This window comes from Vibrio mangrovi (assembly GCF_024346955.1).
Taxonomy (GTDB): Bacteria; Pseudomonadota; Gammaproteobacteria; order Enterobacterales; family Vibrionaceae; genus Vibrio; species Vibrio mangrovi.
This window is the reverse complement of sequence record NZ_AP024884.1, coordinates 51878-70257: the sequence shown is the minus strand read 5'-3', so window position 1 is coordinate 70257 and position 18380 is coordinate 51878. Positions and strand designations below refer to the sequence as shown.

The following is an 18380-nucleotide window of genomic DNA, read 5'->3' as shown; positions in this document are numbered from 1 at the left end:
GTTCCCACAGATGAAAATTAGGTAAAATCGCGCTTTGTGCCTGAAATGTATCAACTGAGGGAATACATGGCGACAATCAATGATGTCTGTAAAGCTGCCGGCGTATCCAAAGCAACCGTATCCCGTGTGATCAACGGAAGTCCCCAAGTCAGAGAAAAAACCCGGATACGTGTCCTTGAGACCATGAAATCACTGGGATACCAGCCCAACGTTCTGGCACAGGCACTGGCAACCAATACCTCCAATACCATTGGTTTGATTCTGCCCCACTTTGATAGTCACTATTTCGGTTCAATACTGAAACAGACAGCCCAGACACTACAAAAGTCCAAAAAGAAATTGTTTGTCATGGAAAGCCACAACAGTGAAGACGGAGAAATTGAAGCCATCAATACACTGACTACCCAGCGTTGTGATGCCATTATCATCTATAGCCGTTACCTGAGTGAAGAACAGTTGATTCATTATCAACATCAGATACAAAGACCACTGGTCATTCTGAACCGCTTTTTATCGGCACAACAGTTGGTTAGTTTCAGCTTTGACCAGTACCAGTTGGGAACTCTTGCTGTAGAACATCTGCTGGAACTCGGTCACCGACAAATCGCCTGCCTGACAACTCCACTGGACAATCAAACCGGTCTCCTCCGGCTTCAGGCCTATCGTGACAGCCTCACCAAAAGAGAAATTCCTGTAGATGAAGCACTGATTATCGAAGGGAAAAGTACCCATTTCTGGGGTTATGCTGCTGTGATGCAGCTGTTGGATCAGGGAAGAGAATTCAGTGCGATTTTCTCTTGTAACGATGACATGGCACTGGGTGCAATCCGGGCATTACATGAACGGGGACTTTCGGTTCCCAAGGATGTCTCTGTGATTGGTATTGATAATGAACCAGCCGCATTTTATTCAATTCCCAGCCTGTCCACGGTTTCTCTTCCGATCGAACAGCTTACGATCGATGCAACTAATCTGGCGATCAAACTGACCAATAAAATCCCATGCTCACCACATCATTTTGAATATTACGGCTCTCTGGAATATAGAGAATCAACACGTCCTTTGGAATCCTAGCCTTTTGTGACTCAGTTATCGAACATCACCTTGACCACGTTGAAAAAAACGTCTCTCTTCACATTTAACAACAAAAAATGAAACCGGTTACTTTGCCCGGTTTTATTTTCGCTTATGATATCCAAGTATAAGAGATGTAAGTCTCAGACAATAAAAACAATTTAACTGACACAAGGGGAAACATAATGATCAGAATCTTACTCTGCTGTGCTGCCGGTATGTCAACCAGTATGGTTGTCAATAAAATGAAGCAGGCAGCCGCTGCAAAGTCTATCGATGTGGACATCAATGCTGTCAGTATTGATGAATTCGAATCTTGTTATTCAGAATATGACTGTTATCTGCTCGGTCCGCAGATTAAATATAAACTGGCGGATTTCAAAGTGAAAGCTGATGCCTTAGGCAAACCGATCAGTGTCATCGATCCAATGGACTACGGCATGATGAAAGGAGACAAAATCCTTGCTGATGCTCTTGCCATGATTCAATAACATAATTGGAGGCTCATATGGATCGTCTTTTTCAATTTTTAGAGGGAACGCTGACGCCGATTGCCGGTAGGTTAGCGACCCAGCGTCATGTTTGTGCTATTCGGGACGGCTTTATCGGAGCGATGCCTTTTATGATCGTCGGCTCCTTTCTGCTGGTGATCGCTTTTCCCCCTTTCTCTGCGGAAACAACATTCACATTCGGTCAGTGGTGGCTTCATATCGCGCATGATTATTTCAATGAAATCATGACACCTTTCAACATGAGTATGGGGATCATGTCTTGTTACATCTGTACATGTATCGCCTATAACCTGGCTCAAAGCTATAAATTGGATGCGCTTCCGACAGCCATGCTGTCGCTGATGACATTTCTGATGATCGCCGCGCCGATGGAAGATGGCAAACTTTCTGCCAGTTATCTGGGAGGTACAGGGATCTTCAGCACCATTATTGTTGCAATTTACGTCACTGAACTAACCCGTTTTCTCAAAGAACACAATATCGGTATCAAGATGCCGGAGCAGGTTCCGGATAAAATACGTCAGTCATTCAACTTACTGGTTCCGGCTGTGTTTGTTATATTGACTATCTACCCGGCTAACCTGATCCTGCAAAGCCAGTTCGATATGTTACTTCCCGGCGCCATCATGGCTATCTTCAAGCCACTGATTTCAGCTTCTGATACTCTCCCGGCAATCCTGCTGGCAACCTTTATTGCACACATTCTCTGGTTTGCCGGAATTCATGGTGCAGCCATTGTTGCCGGAATCATGGCACCTTTCTTCCTTTACAATCTGGGCATGAATCAGGAAGCGTTAGCCTCCGGAATGCCATTGCCTCACGTATTTATTGAAGCATTCTGGTCATTTTTCATCGTACTTGGCGGTTCAGGAGCAACTTTCGCTCTGGTACTGATGTACTTACGCAGTAAATCAGTTCATCTGCGTACGATTGGTCGTCTGGGCATTGTTCCGGCGATCTTTAATATTAACGAGCCGATTATTTTCGGTTCTCCCATCGTGATGAATCCAACGCTTTTTGTGCCGTTTGTCATTACACCGTTGGTCAATGCCACGATTGCTTATGTTGCTACCCGGAGCGGACTTGTTGGTGGCGTTGTTTCTCTGGTTCCGTGGACTGCGCCGGCACCAATCGGAGCATCCTGGGGTGCTGGCTGGCAACTGAGTAATGCCGTTCTGGTCATTGCACTGATCGTACTGGATCTGGTGATCTACTATCCATTCTTCAAAATTTATGAAAAGCAGCTCATCCAACAAGAAGAAGCTGAGGCCGCCGCTGAATCAGAACTCACAGCGCAAAATTCTCAGTAACAACTATCAAACTGTGGGAGTTTCCAGAGGAAGCTCCCGATTCATGAATATTCAGATAATAGGAAAAAATCCAGAAAACACGATCATGGAACAGGAATCAATCGTCGTGGCACGTATATTCTGACGACTCCGCACCATGTCATTCAGAATATTGACCATGGCTCATTGATTCACTTCCCCGGCTATCTGTCATCACACCGGACAGGGCAACATAAAATCATCCGTCGTCTCAGAGCAATAGCTGTTATGGCGGCTTTCGAATGTAGAAAACATCATGATAAGGCAAGTTCAATGGCAACAATTTCTGACGTTTGTAAGATGGCAGGTGTATCTAAAGCTACCGTATCCAGAGTACTGAACGAGACCGGACAAGTTACAGAAGCAACACGCCAGAAAGTATTTGATGCAATACAACACCTCAACTACCGTCCCAGTTCTCTGGCGCGGGCACTGGCAACCAGAAAAACCAACACCATTGGTTTGATCGTTCCTGAATTTGAAGGTGCCTACTATGGCGCGCTGCTGAAACAGGCTGCGACGTCAGCCGGATTCTATAACAAAAAACTGATCGTCACCGACGGACACAATGATCCCCAGCATGAAAACGGTGCAATTCTGCTTCTGAATGATCATCAGTGTGACGCCATTGTATTGTATTGCCGGAACATGCCAGAAACGGCTTTAGACGAAATGACCCGGACAACCCGCAGCCCGATAGTAACCATCAACCAGCAATTTTCCCGGACCGCATTTCCCGGAGTAACGTTTGATCAGGCGGGAGCGGCCTATATGATGACACGTTATCTGATTCAGAAAGGTCATCGGAAGATTGCCTGTGTTGCAGGAGAACTGACAACCAACACAGGGGCAGAGAGACTGAAAGGTTACCGACAAGCTCTTCAGGAATCCGGGATAGCGTATTGCGCAGAACTGGTGGAATCCGGAAACAATATGTTTGACGGGGGTTATCAGGCATGTAATGCAATCCTCTCCCGGAATCCGTCCTTTACCGCAGTGTTTGCCTGTAGTGATGAAATGGCTGTTGGCAGTCAGAAGGCATTGCTTGATGCCGGTTTTCGAATTCCGCAGGACAAATCTCTTGCCAGTATCGATAACTCAACAATTGCTAAATACGCTTACCCGCCACTCACCAGCGTCACAATCCCAATCAAACCGATGACTGAATGTGCGATACAAACCGCACTAAAACTGGCTGAAAACGAGCCGGTGGACATGTCGGCTGTGTTTGTCGGTGAAATCGTAGAAAGAGAATCCGTTGCAGCGCCGGCATCTCCTTAACCCGAAATTAACCCATACACCACAATCAAGTATAAGTCAACACTATAAATTCTAACGAATACATATCAGATGTGACTAGATTCAAAAAATTAGAAAGTAACAAACGAATTTTTGTTATCGAAGTCACATTTATTTCAACGCATAATCTCTTTCGACAAAACAAGTACAACCAAAAACAAACATGGGTGAGATTATGAAAAAACTACTGTCATTAGCTTCTGTCACTGCAATTGCAACACTACTTTCAGCAAATGTATTCGCATCTGAATCACAGTATAAAATGAGTGTTTATACATTTTCTGATGAAGCGATTGTCAAAATCACAGATAACGGACAACCGGTCGGTCAGGTTCCTGTTGAAATTCAGGGAGGAAGTCAGCATCAGACATTGATGACTTCTGACCACGGTACCGTGATTGTGAAAAACAATGAAAACCATTCACGCAGCTTCAAAATCAGTGTTGAAGATCCAAGCGGTAACTCAATTACAACGAACCGCTTTATTGCTGTACAGCACTAATCAAACCGGATTCTGTCCATATCGGGCTTTCAGGCCCGGCCTAAGTTACGAGGGAGCTATGCTCCCTCGTCTTATATTTCGCCATAGAATGGCTATGACTCGAATGTCTGCTTTGCCTCTGAACCCAGTGATTCTCTCTGAAACTCCAGCTTGAGATAATTTGGGTATATCTGTTTTTCATTGCACCGCCATTGCCAGTAAACTAACCGGATGTATTGCTTCAAGCCGGGTGTTTTCCTCGATCTGCCACTTACAGGTTTCACAGTCGGTAACAACAATATCCGCTCCGGATGCATCAATCGACTCAAATAAATGAGCACCGATTTTCATCGATACCTGATAATTTTCTGCCTTAAAACCATAGGTTCCGGCAAGGCCGCAACATTCGCTGTCCAGAACAATCAGCTCCACACCCGGAATCATTTTCAATAACTCAATCGTAAATATGGCCTGTCCGCTTCGTTCCAGATGGCAGGGTGTATGATAAACCACTTTCATATTCAGTGGCTTCATTCTGGGCTTCTGCCCATTCATAAATGCTTTGAGTAAAAATCGGGTCACATATTCAATCTTGTCGGCAACCTGACTGTTGTCGACGCCCAGTACATGTGGATATTCCTGTTGCAGCGTGAAAGAACAGGTCGATGATGTGGAAAGAATGGCTGTCTGATAATTTCGTACAGCAGCTTCGATCGACTTCATATTCTCTTGAGCATTTTTACGTGCTTTCTGATGAAATCCATTCGCAATCAAAGGAACACCACAACATTTCTCATGTTCCAGCAAGCGAACACCAATATTCATCGCATTCATGACTTTGACAAAGTCTTTCCCCAGTTGTGGATGGTTATAGTTCACATAGCATCCGTGAAAATACGTCACCTGATTCTGATACAGTGGCTGACGGGTACAGTGTTGCCGGAACCACCGTCTGAATGTGCCATGTGAATATTTGGGCAATGATTTATGCTGATGAACACCGATCGTCTGATGCATTGCTTTTTTGACGAGTGGCAAAGATGTCGTCGCATTGATAACAGGAGCAAGAGGAGATGCCAGTGTACCGAACAGATCCGTATGACTCAGAACATAATCACGTATCCGTTTGGGGTTCATCGGCTCCTGCCCGTATTTACCACGGGCAACGGCAATCATATCGCCGATTTTGACTCCGGAAGGGCACGCCGTTTCACACCGCTTACAATTGGTACAGTATTTCAGTGCTTCATCATAATAGGCCGGATTTTTGATCCGCAGGCGTTCACCATCCGGTCCGCACTGTTTTGGTCCCGGATAATCGGGATTCGCCTTCGAAACCGGGCAGTAAGCCGTACATACGGTACATTTGATACACTGATCAAATGAGGTATTCTGCGGTGCAAACCGGGTAAAAGAACGATTCATAAAACGACCTCCTGCCGGGTATCCGCCCAAATGTCACCCGTAAGACACTGTTCAACTGCATGATATGCGGTCGCAATCGCAACACCACCACCACTTCCTTCGAAAACCGGATCATACCCGGCAAGCATCGCACCACAGCAATAAAGATTTTCAATTGTTTTACCATGATAACTTGGATTCAGATGCTTATTGGTTGAAACGCCAAATGTCATGAATGGATGAGGCTGACGGGAGAAAAAATCACGTTCTCCCCACTGAGTCCGCTGTGATGCCTGAGAAATATCCAGATCAAAAACCGGTTCCCTGACCGACTGCCGTGATGCCCGAAGTCCCTGACTGAAATAACTGCCGGTTGCCATGATATATTGTCCGGCCCGGATCGGTATGTCCGGCAGATTACGGGTATAAATTTCGGTTAATCGATGCCCGTCAAAATGACCTTCGAGAACCTGATCACCTTTCAGGTGAATACCACCTGCCTGACGGAAAATCCGGTGTAACGCCTCTTCAAGACGAATTCCCATCAATGAAGGTGGCATGGTTGGTACTTCATGAAAGTGACGATGTGTGGCCTGCTGTAAACGCTCCAGTAACTTCAGACCATCACCATTTCCGATCACTGCCGGTAATATCACCAGATCATCCTTGTGGGTCATATGTGTCAGTTGGTCACAGAATGCCAGCCACGCCGACTCCTGTTGCAACAGGTGAGCAATATCAATCGAACGTAGCTCACAGGGATTACGCCGGTATCCTTCGAATCCGGGAATATGGATCTGGGCAATCCTGACCGGAATCCCGGAAAAATCAGCCAGCCGGGTTAAATTATCCTTCAGTGTGCGTGGCTGAAAGTCACGATATCCAGCCAAAGCAATCACGACAATCTCACGAAATCCGGCAGCCGAACGATGCTGATACACATGTGGCTGGGACAACCAGGTCGATTTCAGCGTGCCAAAAGGTGTAATACGCCAGTGATTCGCACTATCGGCCTGATGAGATAACGGCACTTCCGCAGCCAGCATGTCAGTAAACCACCTCAGACTTTTCTCCAGAGATGAGCGACCGACCTTGCTATACGGATGTTTCTCTGGCAAATACTGCGCTGTCTGTCCCTGTAATTCCGGTTCCGGTGATTCGTTGTCTTGTAATAAAGAAATCGCCTCAAGAGGATAATCGACAATTTCACCGGATGGCAGGCGTCCTAAAACATCAATCGATCCCGATGAAAAATGAAGTGCACTCTGTCCCTGACTAATCAGAACGGTTCTCTTCCCGGCCTGCTGACTCCGGATAGCCGCACAGTATCCGGCAATACCGCCACCAATCACAGCAATATCATAATGCATCATTCGTTGTCCTCCTGCCGGGACTGATTGGCGGGAATATCTCCCGCCCCCAGCAACCCCTGATAGATCCAGTAACTGAATTCAGCTTCCCGTAAGGCATCGCCCCAGAAAATAGGTTTGATCCCTTTCCAGCGTTCTTCAAGAAAATCGGTCAGTAAAGAGCTGGATTCACAGCCGTCCATGCCTGCATATTCCGAAAACAGAGCTGCGGCCCGATAGCTGCATAATTCACCCTGACACGGTCCCATTCCCAACCGGGTCCGGCGCCGCAAATCAATCAGGTTCTTCACATCAAGCTGCTTGATGGCATACTCGATTTCTCCGGCAGTCACCATTTCACATTCACAGACAATTGACTGACTTTCCGGGTTGTCGGCTAAAAACTGTCCGGCCCGTTCTCCATGACGGTATATCGCAGATTCATAAACCGGTTTGGCAATACTGGCTGTTTTCCTGACTGCTTTCGGAACGTCATTTGCTCCGGGAAGTGGCTGGGTATGGGTTTCACACGGTTTTTCATTGCCTAGTTTCCGGGCAACTGTATCGGTTGCCCATTCGGCCATCAGACGATAGGTCATCAGCTTGCCGCCGGTAATCGTGGTGAGCCCTTTAAGACCATCGCGCTTTTCATGATCCAGCAGGACAATTCCCCGGCTGATATTGCGCCCGCTGCCATCATCATCGACAGAAACTAACGGTCGGACACCAGCATACGCCCGTAAAACCCGGGTATTTGCCATGATCGGTGCCAGTTTTTCGCCTTCTCTTAGCAGCAGATCAACTTCATGTTCAGTCACCTGCAAATTGTCGATCTGGGCATAGTCAACATGCTCCGATGTTGTTCCAATCAGAGAAATCGTATCACCGGGGACAAGAATATCGGCATCAGAAGGCTTCCGGCAGCGGTTAATGACCAGATTGTTGATCCGGTAATCCAGAATCAGCAGAGAACCTTTGGCCGGAAACATTCGAATGTTCAGATCGGCGTATTCACAAATATTCTGGCCCCAGATTCCGGCCGCATTGATCACTTCTCTGGCGTAGATATCCAGATGTTCACCGGTTGTCGTGCGCAGAGCATGGACACCAAGTACGGTATCTCCCTGACGAATCAGACCAAGAACCAGAGTCCGGTTCAATAAACGCGCCCCATGTTCTTTCGCATCCAGAACATTGGCAGTGCAGAGACGAAAAGGATCCAGTGTTCCATCAGGAACTTTCACTGCTCCAGTCAACTGCGGGTTGACATGTGGTTCCAGCGCAAGAGCTTCTCTGGCGCTTAAACGGGTAGCTTCAATTCCTGCAACACCACATGCGTGAATAAACTCGTCCTGATAGCTTAAATCATCTTCCGGTAAGGTAATAAACAAGCCGTCAGTGGGTTCAACACAATGCCTGGCAACCCGTCTGAGAATTTGATTCTCCCGGATACACTCTTTCGCCGATTCAGGGTCAGTAACGGCATAACGGGCTCCCGAGTGTAATAATCCATGATTACGCCCTGTCGTTCCGGAGGCAATATCATCCCGCTCCAGTAAAATGCAGCCGATCCCACGTAATGCACAATCGCGCATAATTCCGGTTCCCGTCGCTCCGCCACCAATGATAACAACATCTGTTTCCAGCCTTTGGGCAAATGTCATGATAGTGAACCTTCTTATCCCAATACACGGACATACAGTGTGTCATTTATTATCCATAATGTTCGATATATCGCTCACAAAAGCGCGAACGAACATTTATAGTAATAATATTATCTATTGAAAGTGGTATTTATTGCGATTTCGATCGAATTTTCTGGGATGTATAGCGATTAAGCGTTTAACCAAATGAAGAGAACCACCAGAGTCCATTATTCATAAATAGTGATTTCATCTATACAATTAACATTATTATTAACAATAAACTAATATTTATAACATTATATATCAGATAATTTATCTTTTTACCGATAACAGAATTTTTACCCTTTACTAACTGAGTCTTTAAACAGAATGCTATAGGTCAAACTGATGCTCTAATTAACAAAAATAGAAATAAAAACCATAGAATTGTGCTCGAACACTCATTAATCATGTTTGTTTGTTTTCGAAAAAATCTTTATATGCAAAATAAGCTGTGCACATATATGTGAGTAAAATAAGGACTCTTACCTATGGCTCGAACAAAACAACATACCCTGTTAGGGGAGTGCATCGCCGAATTTATCGGAACCGGATTATTGATATTTTTTGGCGCTGGCTGTGTCGCGGCTCTGGTGCTTACCGGAGCTTCATTTGGACAGTGGGAGATCAGTATTGTCTGGGGGCTTGGCGTCTCAATAGCGATCTATTGTACTGCCGGTGTCTCCGGAGCACACATTAATCCCGCCGTAACCATTGCTCTGGCAGCATTCCACGGCTTTAACAAAGCAAAAGTCATCCCCTACATCGTGTCACAAATATTAGGCGCATTCTGCTCCGCAGCACTGGTTTATGCGCTATACAGTAACCTTTTTGTCAACTATGAAATCACCCATGACATGCTCCGCAGTAGTCAGGAAGCACTGGCAACTGCCGGTATTTTCTCAACCTACCCGAATGCATCATTGTCATTCTTTGGTGCTGTCGCCGTTGAATTTACCATTACCGCAGTCCTGATGTTTGGTATTCTGGCGCTCGGAGATGAAAACAATGGCGCACACAGAAATGCGATGAACCCATTACTTATCGGTATTCTGATTGCGGTGATCGGTAGCTCGTTAGGCCCATTGACCGGCTTTGCAATGAACCCGGCCCGTGATTTCGGCCCGAAACTTTTTGCTTATCTGGCTGGTTGGGACTATGCCTTAACCGGTGGTAAAGATATCCCATATTTTATTGTACCCATTATCGGACCTATTGCCGGAGCATGCTTTGGTGCCTGGGCTTATCCTAAATTCATTGCCGCATATCTGCCGACTGTCGGTGTTGGCTGCACGATCCCGAATCAATGTGATGATGCCGAAGAAAATACCGAAGCTCATATTTAATCTGAACGAATAACAGTAACAACAAGTCAATCTGATAAAAACGTGAAACAGAAAAGATGAAGGAATAAACCATGACTGAGCAAAAATATGTCGTCGCCCTTGATCAAGGGACCACCAGCTCAAGGGCCGTCGTACTCGACCATGACGCCAATATCGTCAGTGTGTCTCAGCGTGAATTCACTCAAATTTATCCCGAAGCCGGCTGGGTAGAACATGATCCGATGGAGATTTATGCTACCCAGAGCTCAACGCTAATCGAAGCAATCGGTAAAGCCGGGATTCGTAGTCATGAAGTCGCTGCAATCGGGATCACCAACCAACGTGAGACAACCATTGTCTGGAACAAAGAAACCGGCAAACCGGTTTACAATGCGATTGTCTGGCAGTGTCGTCGTACGGCTGAGATTTGTGAAACGCTGAAAGCCAGAGGACTGGAATCTTATATCCGTGAAAATACCGGGCTGGTGTTAGACCCGTACTTCTCCGGAACCAAAATTAAATGGATTCTGGATAATGTCGAAGGTGCCCGTGAAGATGCCGAAGCCGGTAAGCTTCTGTTTGGAACAGTCGATACCTGGCTGGTGTGGAAAATGACTCAGGGACGCGTCCATGTTACGGACTACACCAACGCATCCCGGACCATGCTCTTCAATATCAATACGCTGCAATGGGATGAGAAGATTCTGCAAGAGTTTGACATTCCGCTTTCGATGATGCCGGAAGTGAAAAAGTCGTCGGAAGTTTACGGCCAGACCAACATCGGTGGAAAAGGCGGAACCCGCATTCCGATTGCCGGTATTGCCGGAGACCAACAGGCAGCACTGTACGGGCAAATGTGTGTTCAGGCCGGACAGGCGAAAAATACTTACGGTACGGGCTGTTTCCTGTTGATGAATACCGGGCAGGAAAAAGTTACCTCCAATAACGGACTGCTGACAACGCTGGCTTGCGGTCCAAAAGGTGAACCGGCCTATGCTCTGGAAGGTGCCGTATTTATGGGAGGTGCTTCGATTCAGTGGCTCCGGGATGAACTGAAACTCATCTCCGATGCCAGAGATTCTGAATATTTTGCCACCAAAGTGGAAACATCCAACGGCGTTTATGTGGTTCCGGCCTTTACCGGTTTGGGTGCACCTTACTGGGACGCTTATGCCCGCGGTACGATTGTCGGCCTGACCCGGGGTGTCAACTCTAACCATATCATCCGCGCCACACTGGAAAGCATCGCTTATCAGACCCGTGACGTGTTGGATGCCATGCAGGCAGATTCCGGTATTCAGTTAGCCGGACTCCGGGTTGACGGCGGAGCTGTCGCCAATAACTTTTTGATGCAGTTCCAGTCTGATGTACTCGATACACAGGTACACCGTCCGAAAGTCACCGAAGTCACCGCGTTAGGTGCAGCTTACCTTGCTGGTCTGGCTGTTGGTTTCTGGGACAGTCTGGATGAACTGAAAGATAAAGCGGAAATTGATCGCACATTCACACCACATCAGGATGAAGAAAAACGGCAACGTCGCTACAAAGGCTGGAAACGGGCGGTCAAATGTGCCCAAAGCTGGGCAGAAATGCATAACGAAGAATAAGATGGATAAAAATGTGGTCTAACCACAAACCGCTTAAAACATCCATGAGCGCTTAAACAAGGGCATCCATGCCCTTGTTTGCTCCACCATACCCATTTATACTCAAGTGACCTCAAGTAAGAATCACTGAATATACTGTTCTACCTCACCACACACATTGGTGTACCCGCAACCGGATCCCGGTGGATTTCGGCATCGAGATCAAATACATCTGCCAGTAGTTGTGTGGTCAGTATCTCGTCCGGCGAACCCTGAGCAACAACCTGTCCGGCATTCATCACGATCAGATGATCACAATAACGGCAGGCCTGATTAATATCATGCAGCACCGTCACCAGGGTTTTACCTGCCCGGTTCAGCGTCCGCATCAGTTTCATCAGCTCAACCTGATGGTTCAAATCAAGATAGGTTGTCGGTTCATCCAGAAAGACATAATCCGTATCCTGAGCCAGCGTCATCGCCAGCCAGACTCGCTGACGCTGACCTCCGGAGAGTTCAACAACGTTCCGCTCAGCAAATTCTGTCACACCGGTCAGTTGCATCGCCTGTTCAACTTTGTGGCGATCCGTTTCGGTCAACTGTCCCCAGAAGCCGGTATACGGGCTCCGGCCATATCCGACGACATCCCGGACCAGAATACCTTCCGGCGCTTCCTGAGACTGAGGTAGTAAAGACAAACTCCGGGCAATCGTCTGTGACGGGTAATGGCGAACATCTTTTCCCTGCCATTGAACTTCTCCCGACTGAGGTGTCAGAATCCGGACTAAAGATTTCAGAAGCGTTGACTTACCACAGCCGTTTGGCCCCAGCAAAGCCGTGATCTTCCCTTCAAGGATTTGAATATTCACCTGCTGGACAACCGGACGATCGCCATATCCGACACAAAGATTCTCTGTCTTCAAACCCATGTCTTATCTCATTTTCACTAATAAATATAAAAAGTAAGGTGCACCAATAGCAGCGGTCAGAATCCCGGCCGGTAACTCAATCGGTGGGTCAATCACCCGTGACACAAAGTCTGCGACCAGTAGGATCAAGGCACCAACCAACATTCCTGTCGGCAACAGGATCTGATGCTTCCCGCCAACCAGTTGACGCGCCAGATGCGGCGCAATCAATCCCAGAAAACTAATCGGCCCGCAGATCGCCACGGCTGCCGAAGTCCATCCGACAGCAATCGCCAGTGCAATAAACCGGGTGATACGAACAGTCACGCCCAGACTCGTTGCCCGTTGATCGCCCAATACCAGTATATTGAGCGGATGGCTCATCCCCAGAGCGAGTGGGAGCAACAGACACCACGGCAAGAGTAACTGAATCTGTTCCCAGCTCCGGCCCCACAAACTACCAGTCAGCCAAAGTAAGGCGTTATTGATATCCAAAGGATGAATCAACATCGTAAAATCAATGGCACTGGCATAAAAAGCAGCTAACGCAACACCAGTCACAGCCAGCTTTACCGGAGCCAGATTTCCCCGGACCAACAATGCCAGTACAACAGCAGAACCCACACCACCGGCCAATGCAACCCAGGGAAGCCAGAACACCGAAATCGCAGGAAATAGCGTCATCATTAGTACGGCTGCCAACCCGGCTCCATGACTCACTCCCAGAATATCCGGAGATGCCAGCGGATTACGAATGACACCCTGGATTAATACGCCGGCGGTTGCCAGCATCGCACCAACCAGAATCGCGACGATTGCCCGGGGAAAACGGTACTCATGAATGGTAAAGGCAAATACCCCCTGATTGTGTAACCCGGCCCATAACTGTTCCCAGTTCAGAGAAACTGCCCCAAATTTCAGGCTGATAATAACAGTGACCAGAACGAGCCCACTCAGGAATAAAGGGATCTTTAAAGAATGACTCATCGCTCTTTCCTGACGAGATAAATGAAACAAGGAGCGCCCAACAGTGCCAGAACAGCACCAGCCGGTGTTTCTGTCGGAAACACAATCCAGCGGCTGAGAATATCGGCGCACAATGTCAGTATCGCACCAACCAGAGCCGTCCCCGGAATCAGCCAGCGATGATCATAACCGAACAGTTTCCGGGCCATATGTGGCACAATCAAACCAACAAAAGCAATCGAACCTACGGCACTGACACAAACGCCAACAATAATTAAAACCAGCAGCCCGGTCAGTCCCCGGCTCCATTTAAGACGAATCCCGAGGCTTGTTACCTGTTCGTCTCCCAGAGAGAGCAGATTCAGCTTTGGTGCCAGTGCCCACGCCAACAACAGAGAGCTCAACAATGGCGGCCAGCTCCACAACACATGCTGCCAACTGACACTGGCAAAAGAACCAGCCAGCCAGGTCATGACTCCGGATGCCTGATCTTCAACCAGAATAACGGTTGCTTTCGTCATCGCCCCACACAACGCCGATACTGCAATTCCGGCCAGAACCAGTTGCTTGCGTTCAGCTCCGATTTTCCACGCACCACCCAGAATAACCACAACACTCCAGGCCAGAGCACCACCAAGAATCGCGGCAACCGGCTGACTGAAATAGGCTTCCTGTAGAAACAGTGTGGAAGTCAGAGCAACGCCCAATGCAGCACCGGCATTCACACCAAACAAACCGGGTGAAGCCAGCGGATTGCGGGTCAGAGTTTGCATTAATAGCCCGGCAACAGCCAGTCCGGCACCCACCAGCACAGTTTCAATCACTCTGGGAAGACGGATTTCAACAATGACTGTCCCGGCAATTCCCGGCAATTGATTAGAAAAGAAGGTGTGATAAGGTGTGCCAATCGTCATCGGTATGGCAGAAAAAGCCCATAAACCCCACCATCCTAAAAGCAGAGTCAGGACGATAAAACACAATATCAGGCTACTACGGACAGCGAAGCAGGAAGTTGTCTTCTGATACATGTTAGCGCTGATGCTCACGACTGAACCTGTCTGATCAGATCCTGTGCCATATATTCAGCCGCCAGAATCCCCCGGCATCTCGACCAAAGATTTCCACTGACGTACACCACGTGGTGGGCACGCACAGCATTAAGCATCTGCCACAAAGGCTGCTTTTCCCAACGGTGAATAATACTGTTCGGCGTATAATCACCAATCACCAGATAATCAGGGTTCAGTGCCAGCATCTGCTCCAGCCCGACCTGACGGCTGGCCCGGTCATTCTGTAATGCCGGAGGAGAAGTGAATCCTAATGTGTGGGCAACTCCGCCGGCATAGGATTCATTCGCATGGACAAAGAAACCATTTTCCCGGGCCACACCAAACTGAAGCGTTTTGCCCCGAAGAGCGCTCAGTTTGTTTCGAAACTCAACCATTCGTTGTTCATGCAGCTGTAGTCTTGCCTGCATTTCTGCTCCCTTACCGACAACCGTACCAATAATCGCAGCAGAAGCCAGATTATCTTCGTAGGTCTCCCGTCGGGACTGCAACATCAGCGTCGGAGCAATTTTAACCAAATCATCATAAACGGCAGCGTGACGCTCAACATCGGCAATGATCAAATCCGGCTTCAGAGAAGCAATCACTTCTAACGAAGGCTGAGAGCGGGTTCCTACCGAAGCCCAGCCGGAAAATTGTGCCCGGATAGCCGGCAACAGACGCTCCGCATCTTTATCATCAGCAATCCCAACCGGACTGACATGAACGGCAGCTAAAGCATCAGCAAAAGAGAACTCCAGTACCACAATACGTTTGGGAACATAATCGATCGAAAACGTCCCGCGCTGATCCTGAACAGTCACCGCCCCGGCCGATATGGAAAATCCCCACAACAACAGGAGCAGAAAAGCAGACCGTTTGATAAAACATTTCAGCATGCTGCATACACCAGAAGAAAGTAAAATTGTTAAGCAATATAAAAATGAGAACTGTTCATATTACGAAAAAGTCGCATATAACACCAGAGACAGGTATACGCTTTCGCCAGTCATTTTCGGAACAAGACCTGTAAAAAGGCCCGGAGACTTCCGGGCCATAAACATCAGAACTCATAATCGGCTTGTAAGTAAACCCGCCGCCGCTCACCAACAAACGATCCTGTTGCCTGCGTGAAGCCGCTGACGGCATACTCTTTATCAAACAGATTCTTCACATTCAGCTGGAACTTCCAGTCATTCCACTGAGTTTGCCAGGAAGCATCATACACAGTAAAAGGTTTCACCTTCTGAGCATCCTGAGTCAGCTGTTCGCTGACATAATCAGCGCCAAATCCGACCGATGAATCAATCGCAGCAAAATGGTAACGGGTCCACAGACCTAACTGATTGTGAGGCGCATTGGCAAAACGTTTACCGACAGTCCGGTTTGAAAACTCACCATAACCCTGTTTTACAATCGTATCGTTATACGCATAGGAAAGATTTGCGACCCAGTTTTCCGTCAGGTCAGCCAGAATGTCGACTTCAACCCCCTGACTGCGAACTTTGCCATAAGCCACCTGCTTATCACTATCGTTCGGATCGGTCTGAAGCACATTTTCTTTAATGATATGGTACAGAGCTACATTCATATTGACCCGGCTGTCGAACAGATAAGTTCTCAGACCTGTCTCATACATCAGGCTTTCTTCCGGCTCGAAAGGACCGCCGTTACTTGAAACCTGAGCAGCTGCATCCTGAGGAACAAACCCCGTAGCAACAACCGCATATGGGTGGAACTGTTCGTTGATACGATAGGTAGAACCAATCCGGTAAGAGAAGCCGGAACCGGTGTACTGCTCGTTAGTCTCTTTTTTCAGATCAGCCACTTCGTCGTGGTATCCGTCGATACGAATTCCCGAAAGCACATTCCACGCATCCGTGATGTCCCATTGATCCTGAAGATAAGCACCGTAGCGCTCTTCGCGGGAATCGGTATGCTTGGACAGATCAAGACTATACGATGACACATCATCTGCGGTGTAATCCGGATTTGTCAGGCTGCGATCCGAAACTCCGTCACTGCTATCAGCCCGGTAATAGGTGAATTCATTGTCCAGACGATAATAATCGGCACCGAACAAAATAGTGTGCTTAGCCAGCTGAGCCACCAGATTTGCCGTTACAGAACCGGCTTTATTCGTACGGAGCTGATCGCGATACTGGCGCGTCACCGTGTCATCGATTCCGTCACTATTGGTATCCTTCAGCTTTCTCGCTTCATGATATTTTTGCGTATCTTCATTTTCAAAATAACGGAAAGTCACATCGCCGGATAACCAGTCATTGATATTATGATCGACCCGAACCTGATACACCTGAGCTTCCAGATCATGGTAATCACCGGCATCATTGGCATTCCAGGATGTATCAGCCAGAAAGTTACCATCGTCATCAGTCGGAATTCCACGAATGCGTCCGCCACCAATATGCTGGGTAACATTGACATATTGCAGCCCAACGGTCGTATTCTCACCGGCATCCCATTCGTATCCCAGATCAATAATTCGGTTGCGGGTATCGGTATTTTTACGATAAGGATTCTCATGATCCTGATAGATACCGAGGCGGTAACGCTGCGACTGCTCTTCATCCGCAGAACCGGACAACTCAACACGCCCACTGACAAAATCCTGATTTCCACCCGTCACTGCAACATGACGCTTGGTCGCATAAGTCGGCTTTTTCGTCGTATAGTTGATCGTTCCACCCGGCTCACCACTTCCCATAACCGCAGCAGCCGGACCTTTCAATACTTCAACCCGTTCAATATTAAACAGCTGTGGGATCGAAAGACCTTCAAACGGATCACCCCGGACACCATCGTATAAGACATGATCCTGACGGAAACCACGAAATGTCACAAATGAGTAGTTGTACTGACTGACACCACTCATTGAACGGTATAAATCGGTAATCTGCCGCGCGGCCTGATCTTCAATAAGCTGGCGGGGAAGAACCTGAATCGACTGCGGCGTGTCATCAATCGCTGTTGGTGTTTTGGTTGCCAGAGAAGTTTCCTGCGCACGATAAAGAGACAGCGCTCGTCCATGCACTATCATCGTATCTGCATCTGTTGTATTTGTATCATCACTTGCCACTGCTGCGGCAGAAAAGCTAAGCGCGATCATCAACGCTAATGGTGTCTGGTTAGCCAAAGCGGATGTCTGCTTTTTATTGTTCTGTTCGGAATGAATCATGAGATTGCCTGATCCGTTAAATCAATTGAGAAATATATAAATGAGCAGGAAATCTAAATGAGTTTAATTCTTATTTCAAGTAATACTTTATTTCATCGCAGAGATGATGCTAAATTCCAGCGAAAATGACGCATTCTGTTGCTTATTGCTAGGAACATTATTGCTTATTCTGATACGTCCGATCATAAAAACAGTGAAGATAAAAATGAGAGCACGAT

At 47.5% G+C, this 18380-nt stretch carries 15 protein-coding genes; 7 read left to right on the top strand and 8 right to left on the bottom strand.

Annotated features, from left to right (window positions below; all coding sequences use genetic code 11):
* Positions 1 to 66: 66 nt before the first annotated feature.
* The 5 genes from OCU74_RS16595 (at position 67) to OCU74_RS16575 (ending at position 4715) form a co-directional block, all read left to right on the top strand.
* Positions 67 to 1074, top strand: a complete 1008-nt coding sequence (locus tag OCU74_RS16595; RefSeq protein ID WP_087481727.1) for a LacI family DNA-binding transcriptional regulator — start codon at positions 67 to 69, stop codon at positions 1072 to 1074.
* A gap of 185 nt (positions 1075 to 1259) precedes the next feature.
* A complete protein-coding gene (locus OCU74_RS16590) occupies positions 1260 to 1565 on the top strand; it encodes a PTS sugar transporter subunit IIB (RefSeq protein WP_087481728.1) in 306 nt (101 codons plus the stop codon).
* A 17-nt stretch (positions 1566 to 1582) separates the two neighbouring features.
* Positions 1583 to 2896 (top strand): PTS sugar transporter subunit IIC, encoded by a 1314-nt coding sequence (locus OCU74_RS16585; protein ID WP_087481729.1) that lies wholly within the window; start codon positions 1583 to 1585, stop codon positions 2894 to 2896.
* Between the two features lie 291 nt (positions 2897 to 3187).
* The gene (locus OCU74_RS16580) at positions 3188 to 4195 is read left to right on the top strand and encodes a LacI family DNA-binding transcriptional regulator (protein WP_159457443.1); all 1008 of its coding nucleotides are present in this window, start codon (positions 3188 to 3190) and stop codon (positions 4193 to 4195) included.
* Positions 4196 to 4388: 193 nt separating this feature from the next.
* Positions 4389 to 4715: a hypothetical protein gene (locus tag OCU74_RS16575; RefSeq protein WP_143693248.1), complete on the top strand. Its 327-nt coding sequence runs from the start codon at positions 4389 to 4391 to the stop codon at positions 4713 to 4715.
* 177 nt (positions 4716 to 4892) lie between these two features.
* Here OCU74_RS16575 and glpC read toward each other — a convergent pair whose 3' ends face one another.
* From glpC to glpA, 3 genes are read right to left on the bottom strand one after another with little or no spacing between them, the layout of a single operon-like run.
* Positions 4893 to 6119: an anaerobic glycerol-3-phosphate dehydrogenase subunit GlpC gene (gene glpC / locus OCU74_RS16570; protein ID WP_087481732.1), complete on the bottom strand. Its 1227-nt coding sequence runs from the start codon at positions 6117 to 6119 to the stop codon at positions 4893 to 4895.
* Complete coding sequence (gene glpB / locus OCU74_RS16565) at positions 6116 to 7471, bottom strand: glycerol-3-phosphate dehydrogenase subunit GlpB (protein WP_087481733.1); 1356 nt, start codon at positions 7469 to 7471, stop codon at positions 6116 to 6118. The genes glpC and glpB overlap by 4 nt, the downstream gene beginning before the upstream one ends.
* The gene (gene glpA / locus OCU74_RS16560) at positions 7468 to 9111 is read right to left on the bottom strand and encodes an anaerobic glycerol-3-phosphate dehydrogenase subunit A (RefSeq protein ID WP_087481734.1); all 1644 of its coding nucleotides are present in this window, start codon (positions 9109 to 9111) and stop codon (positions 7468 to 7470) included. The genes glpB and glpA overlap by 4 nt, the downstream gene beginning before the upstream one ends.
* A 512-nt stretch (positions 9112 to 9623) precedes the next feature.
* On the opposite strand from glpA, the gene OCU74_RS16555 reads away from it, so the two are divergent.
* Together OCU74_RS16555 and glpK are read left to right on the top strand one after the other, a co-directional pair.
* Positions 9624 to 10478 carry an MIP/aquaporin family protein gene (locus OCU74_RS16555; RefSeq protein ID WP_087481735.1) on the top strand — a complete coding sequence of 285 codons (855 nt, stop codon included), beginning with the start codon at positions 9624 to 9626 and terminating at the stop codon, positions 10476 to 10478.
* A 71-nt stretch (positions 10479 to 10549) separates the two neighbouring features.
* Positions 10550 to 12064 (top strand): glycerol kinase GlpK, encoded by a 1515-nt coding sequence (gene glpK / locus OCU74_RS16550; RefSeq protein WP_087481736.1) that lies wholly within the window; start codon positions 10550 to 10552, stop codon positions 12062 to 12064.
* Positions 12065 to 12204: 140 nt separating this feature from the next.
* Here the strand turns inward: glpK and fecE are convergent, their stop codons facing one another.
* The 5 genes from fecE to OCU74_RS16525 all read right to left on the bottom strand — a co-directional run bounded on the left by fecE (position 12205) and on the right by OCU74_RS16525 (position 18162).
* Complete coding sequence (fecE, locus tag OCU74_RS16545) at positions 12205 to 12972, bottom strand: Fe(3+) dicitrate ABC transporter ATP-binding protein FecE (protein ID WP_087481737.1); 768 nt, start codon at positions 12970 to 12972, stop codon at positions 12205 to 12207.
* 3 nt (positions 12973 to 12975) lie between these two features.
* A complete protein-coding gene (gene fecD, locus OCU74_RS16540; RefSeq protein WP_087481738.1) occupies positions 12976 to 13938 on the bottom strand; it encodes a Fe(3+) dicitrate ABC transporter permease subunit FecD in 963 nt (320 codons plus the stop codon).
* On the bottom strand, positions 13935 to 14963 hold the full coding sequence (locus OCU74_RS16535; protein ID WP_234993606.1) for a FecCD family ABC transporter permease: 1029 nt from the start codon (positions 14961 to 14963) through the stop codon (positions 13935 to 13937). Before OCU74_RS16535 ends, fecD begins: the two co-directional genes overlap by 4 nt.
* Positions 14960 to 15862 (bottom strand): Fe(3+) dicitrate ABC transporter substrate-binding protein, encoded by a 903-nt coding sequence (locus tag OCU74_RS16530; RefSeq protein WP_087481740.1) that lies wholly within the window; start codon positions 15860 to 15862, stop codon positions 14960 to 14962. Before OCU74_RS16530 ends, OCU74_RS16535 begins: the two co-directional genes overlap by 4 nt.
* A 164-nt stretch (positions 15863 to 16026) precedes the next feature.
* Positions 16027 to 18162 carry a TonB-dependent siderophore receptor gene (locus OCU74_RS16525; RefSeq protein ID WP_234993607.1) on the bottom strand — a complete coding sequence of 712 codons (2136 nt, stop codon included), beginning with the start codon at positions 18160 to 18162 and terminating at the stop codon, positions 16027 to 16029.
* Positions 18163 to 18380: the final 218 nt, after the last annotated feature.

What these genes read in the sequence shown, in the direction of transcription:
- OCU74_RS16595 (WP_087481727.1), top strand. Translation starts at nt 67, where the DNA reads ATGGCGACAATCAATGATGTCTGTAAAGCTGCCGGCGTATCCAAAGCA.
- OCU74_RS16590 (WP_087481728.1), top strand. Translation starts at nt 1,260, where the DNA reads ATGATCAGAATCTTACTCTGCTGTGCTGCCGGTATGTCAACCAGTATG.
- OCU74_RS16585 (WP_087481729.1), top strand. Translation starts at nt 1,583, where the DNA reads ATGGATCGTCTTTTTCAATTTTTAGAGGGAACGCTGACGCCGATTGCC.
- OCU74_RS16580 (WP_159457443.1), top strand. Translation starts at nt 3,188, where the DNA reads ATGGCAACAATTTCTGACGTTTGTAAGATGGCAGGTGTATCTAAAGCT.
- OCU74_RS16575 (WP_143693248.1), top strand. Translation starts at nt 4,389, where the DNA reads ATGAAAAAACTACTGTCATTAGCTTCTGTCACTGCAATTGCAACACTA.
- glpC (WP_087481732.1), bottom strand. Translation starts at nt 6,119, where the DNA reads ATGAATCGTTCTTTTACCCGGTTTGCACCGCAGAATACCTCATTTGAT.
- glpB (WP_087481733.1), bottom strand. Translation starts at nt 7,471, where the DNA reads ATGATGCATTATGATATTGCTGTGATTGGTGGCGGTATTGCCGGATAC.
- glpA (WP_087481734.1), bottom strand. Translation starts at nt 9,111, where the DNA reads ATGACATTTGCCCAAAGGCTGGAAACAGATGTTGTTATCATTGGTGGC.
- OCU74_RS16555 (WP_087481735.1), top strand. Translation starts at nt 9,624, where the DNA reads ATGGCTCGAACAAAACAACATACCCTGTTAGGGGAGTGCATCGCCGAA.
- glpK (WP_087481736.1), top strand. Translation starts at nt 10,550, where the DNA reads ATGACTGAGCAAAAATATGTCGTCGCCCTTGATCAAGGGACCACCAGC.
- fecE (WP_087481737.1), bottom strand. Translation starts at nt 12,972, where the DNA reads ATGGGTTTGAAGACAGAGAATCTTTGTGTCGGATATGGCGATCGTCCG.
- fecD (WP_087481738.1), bottom strand. Translation starts at nt 13,938, where the DNA reads ATGAGTCATTCTTTAAAGATCCCTTTATTCCTGAGTGGGCTCGTTCTG.
- OCU74_RS16530 (WP_087481740.1), bottom strand. Translation starts at nt 15,862, where the DNA reads ATGCTGAAATGTTTTATCAAACGGTCTGCTTTTCTGCTCCTGTTGTTG.
- OCU74_RS16525 (WP_234993607.1), bottom strand. Translation starts at nt 18,162, where the DNA reads ATGATTCATTCCGAACAGAACAATAAAAAGCAGACATCCGCTTTGGCT.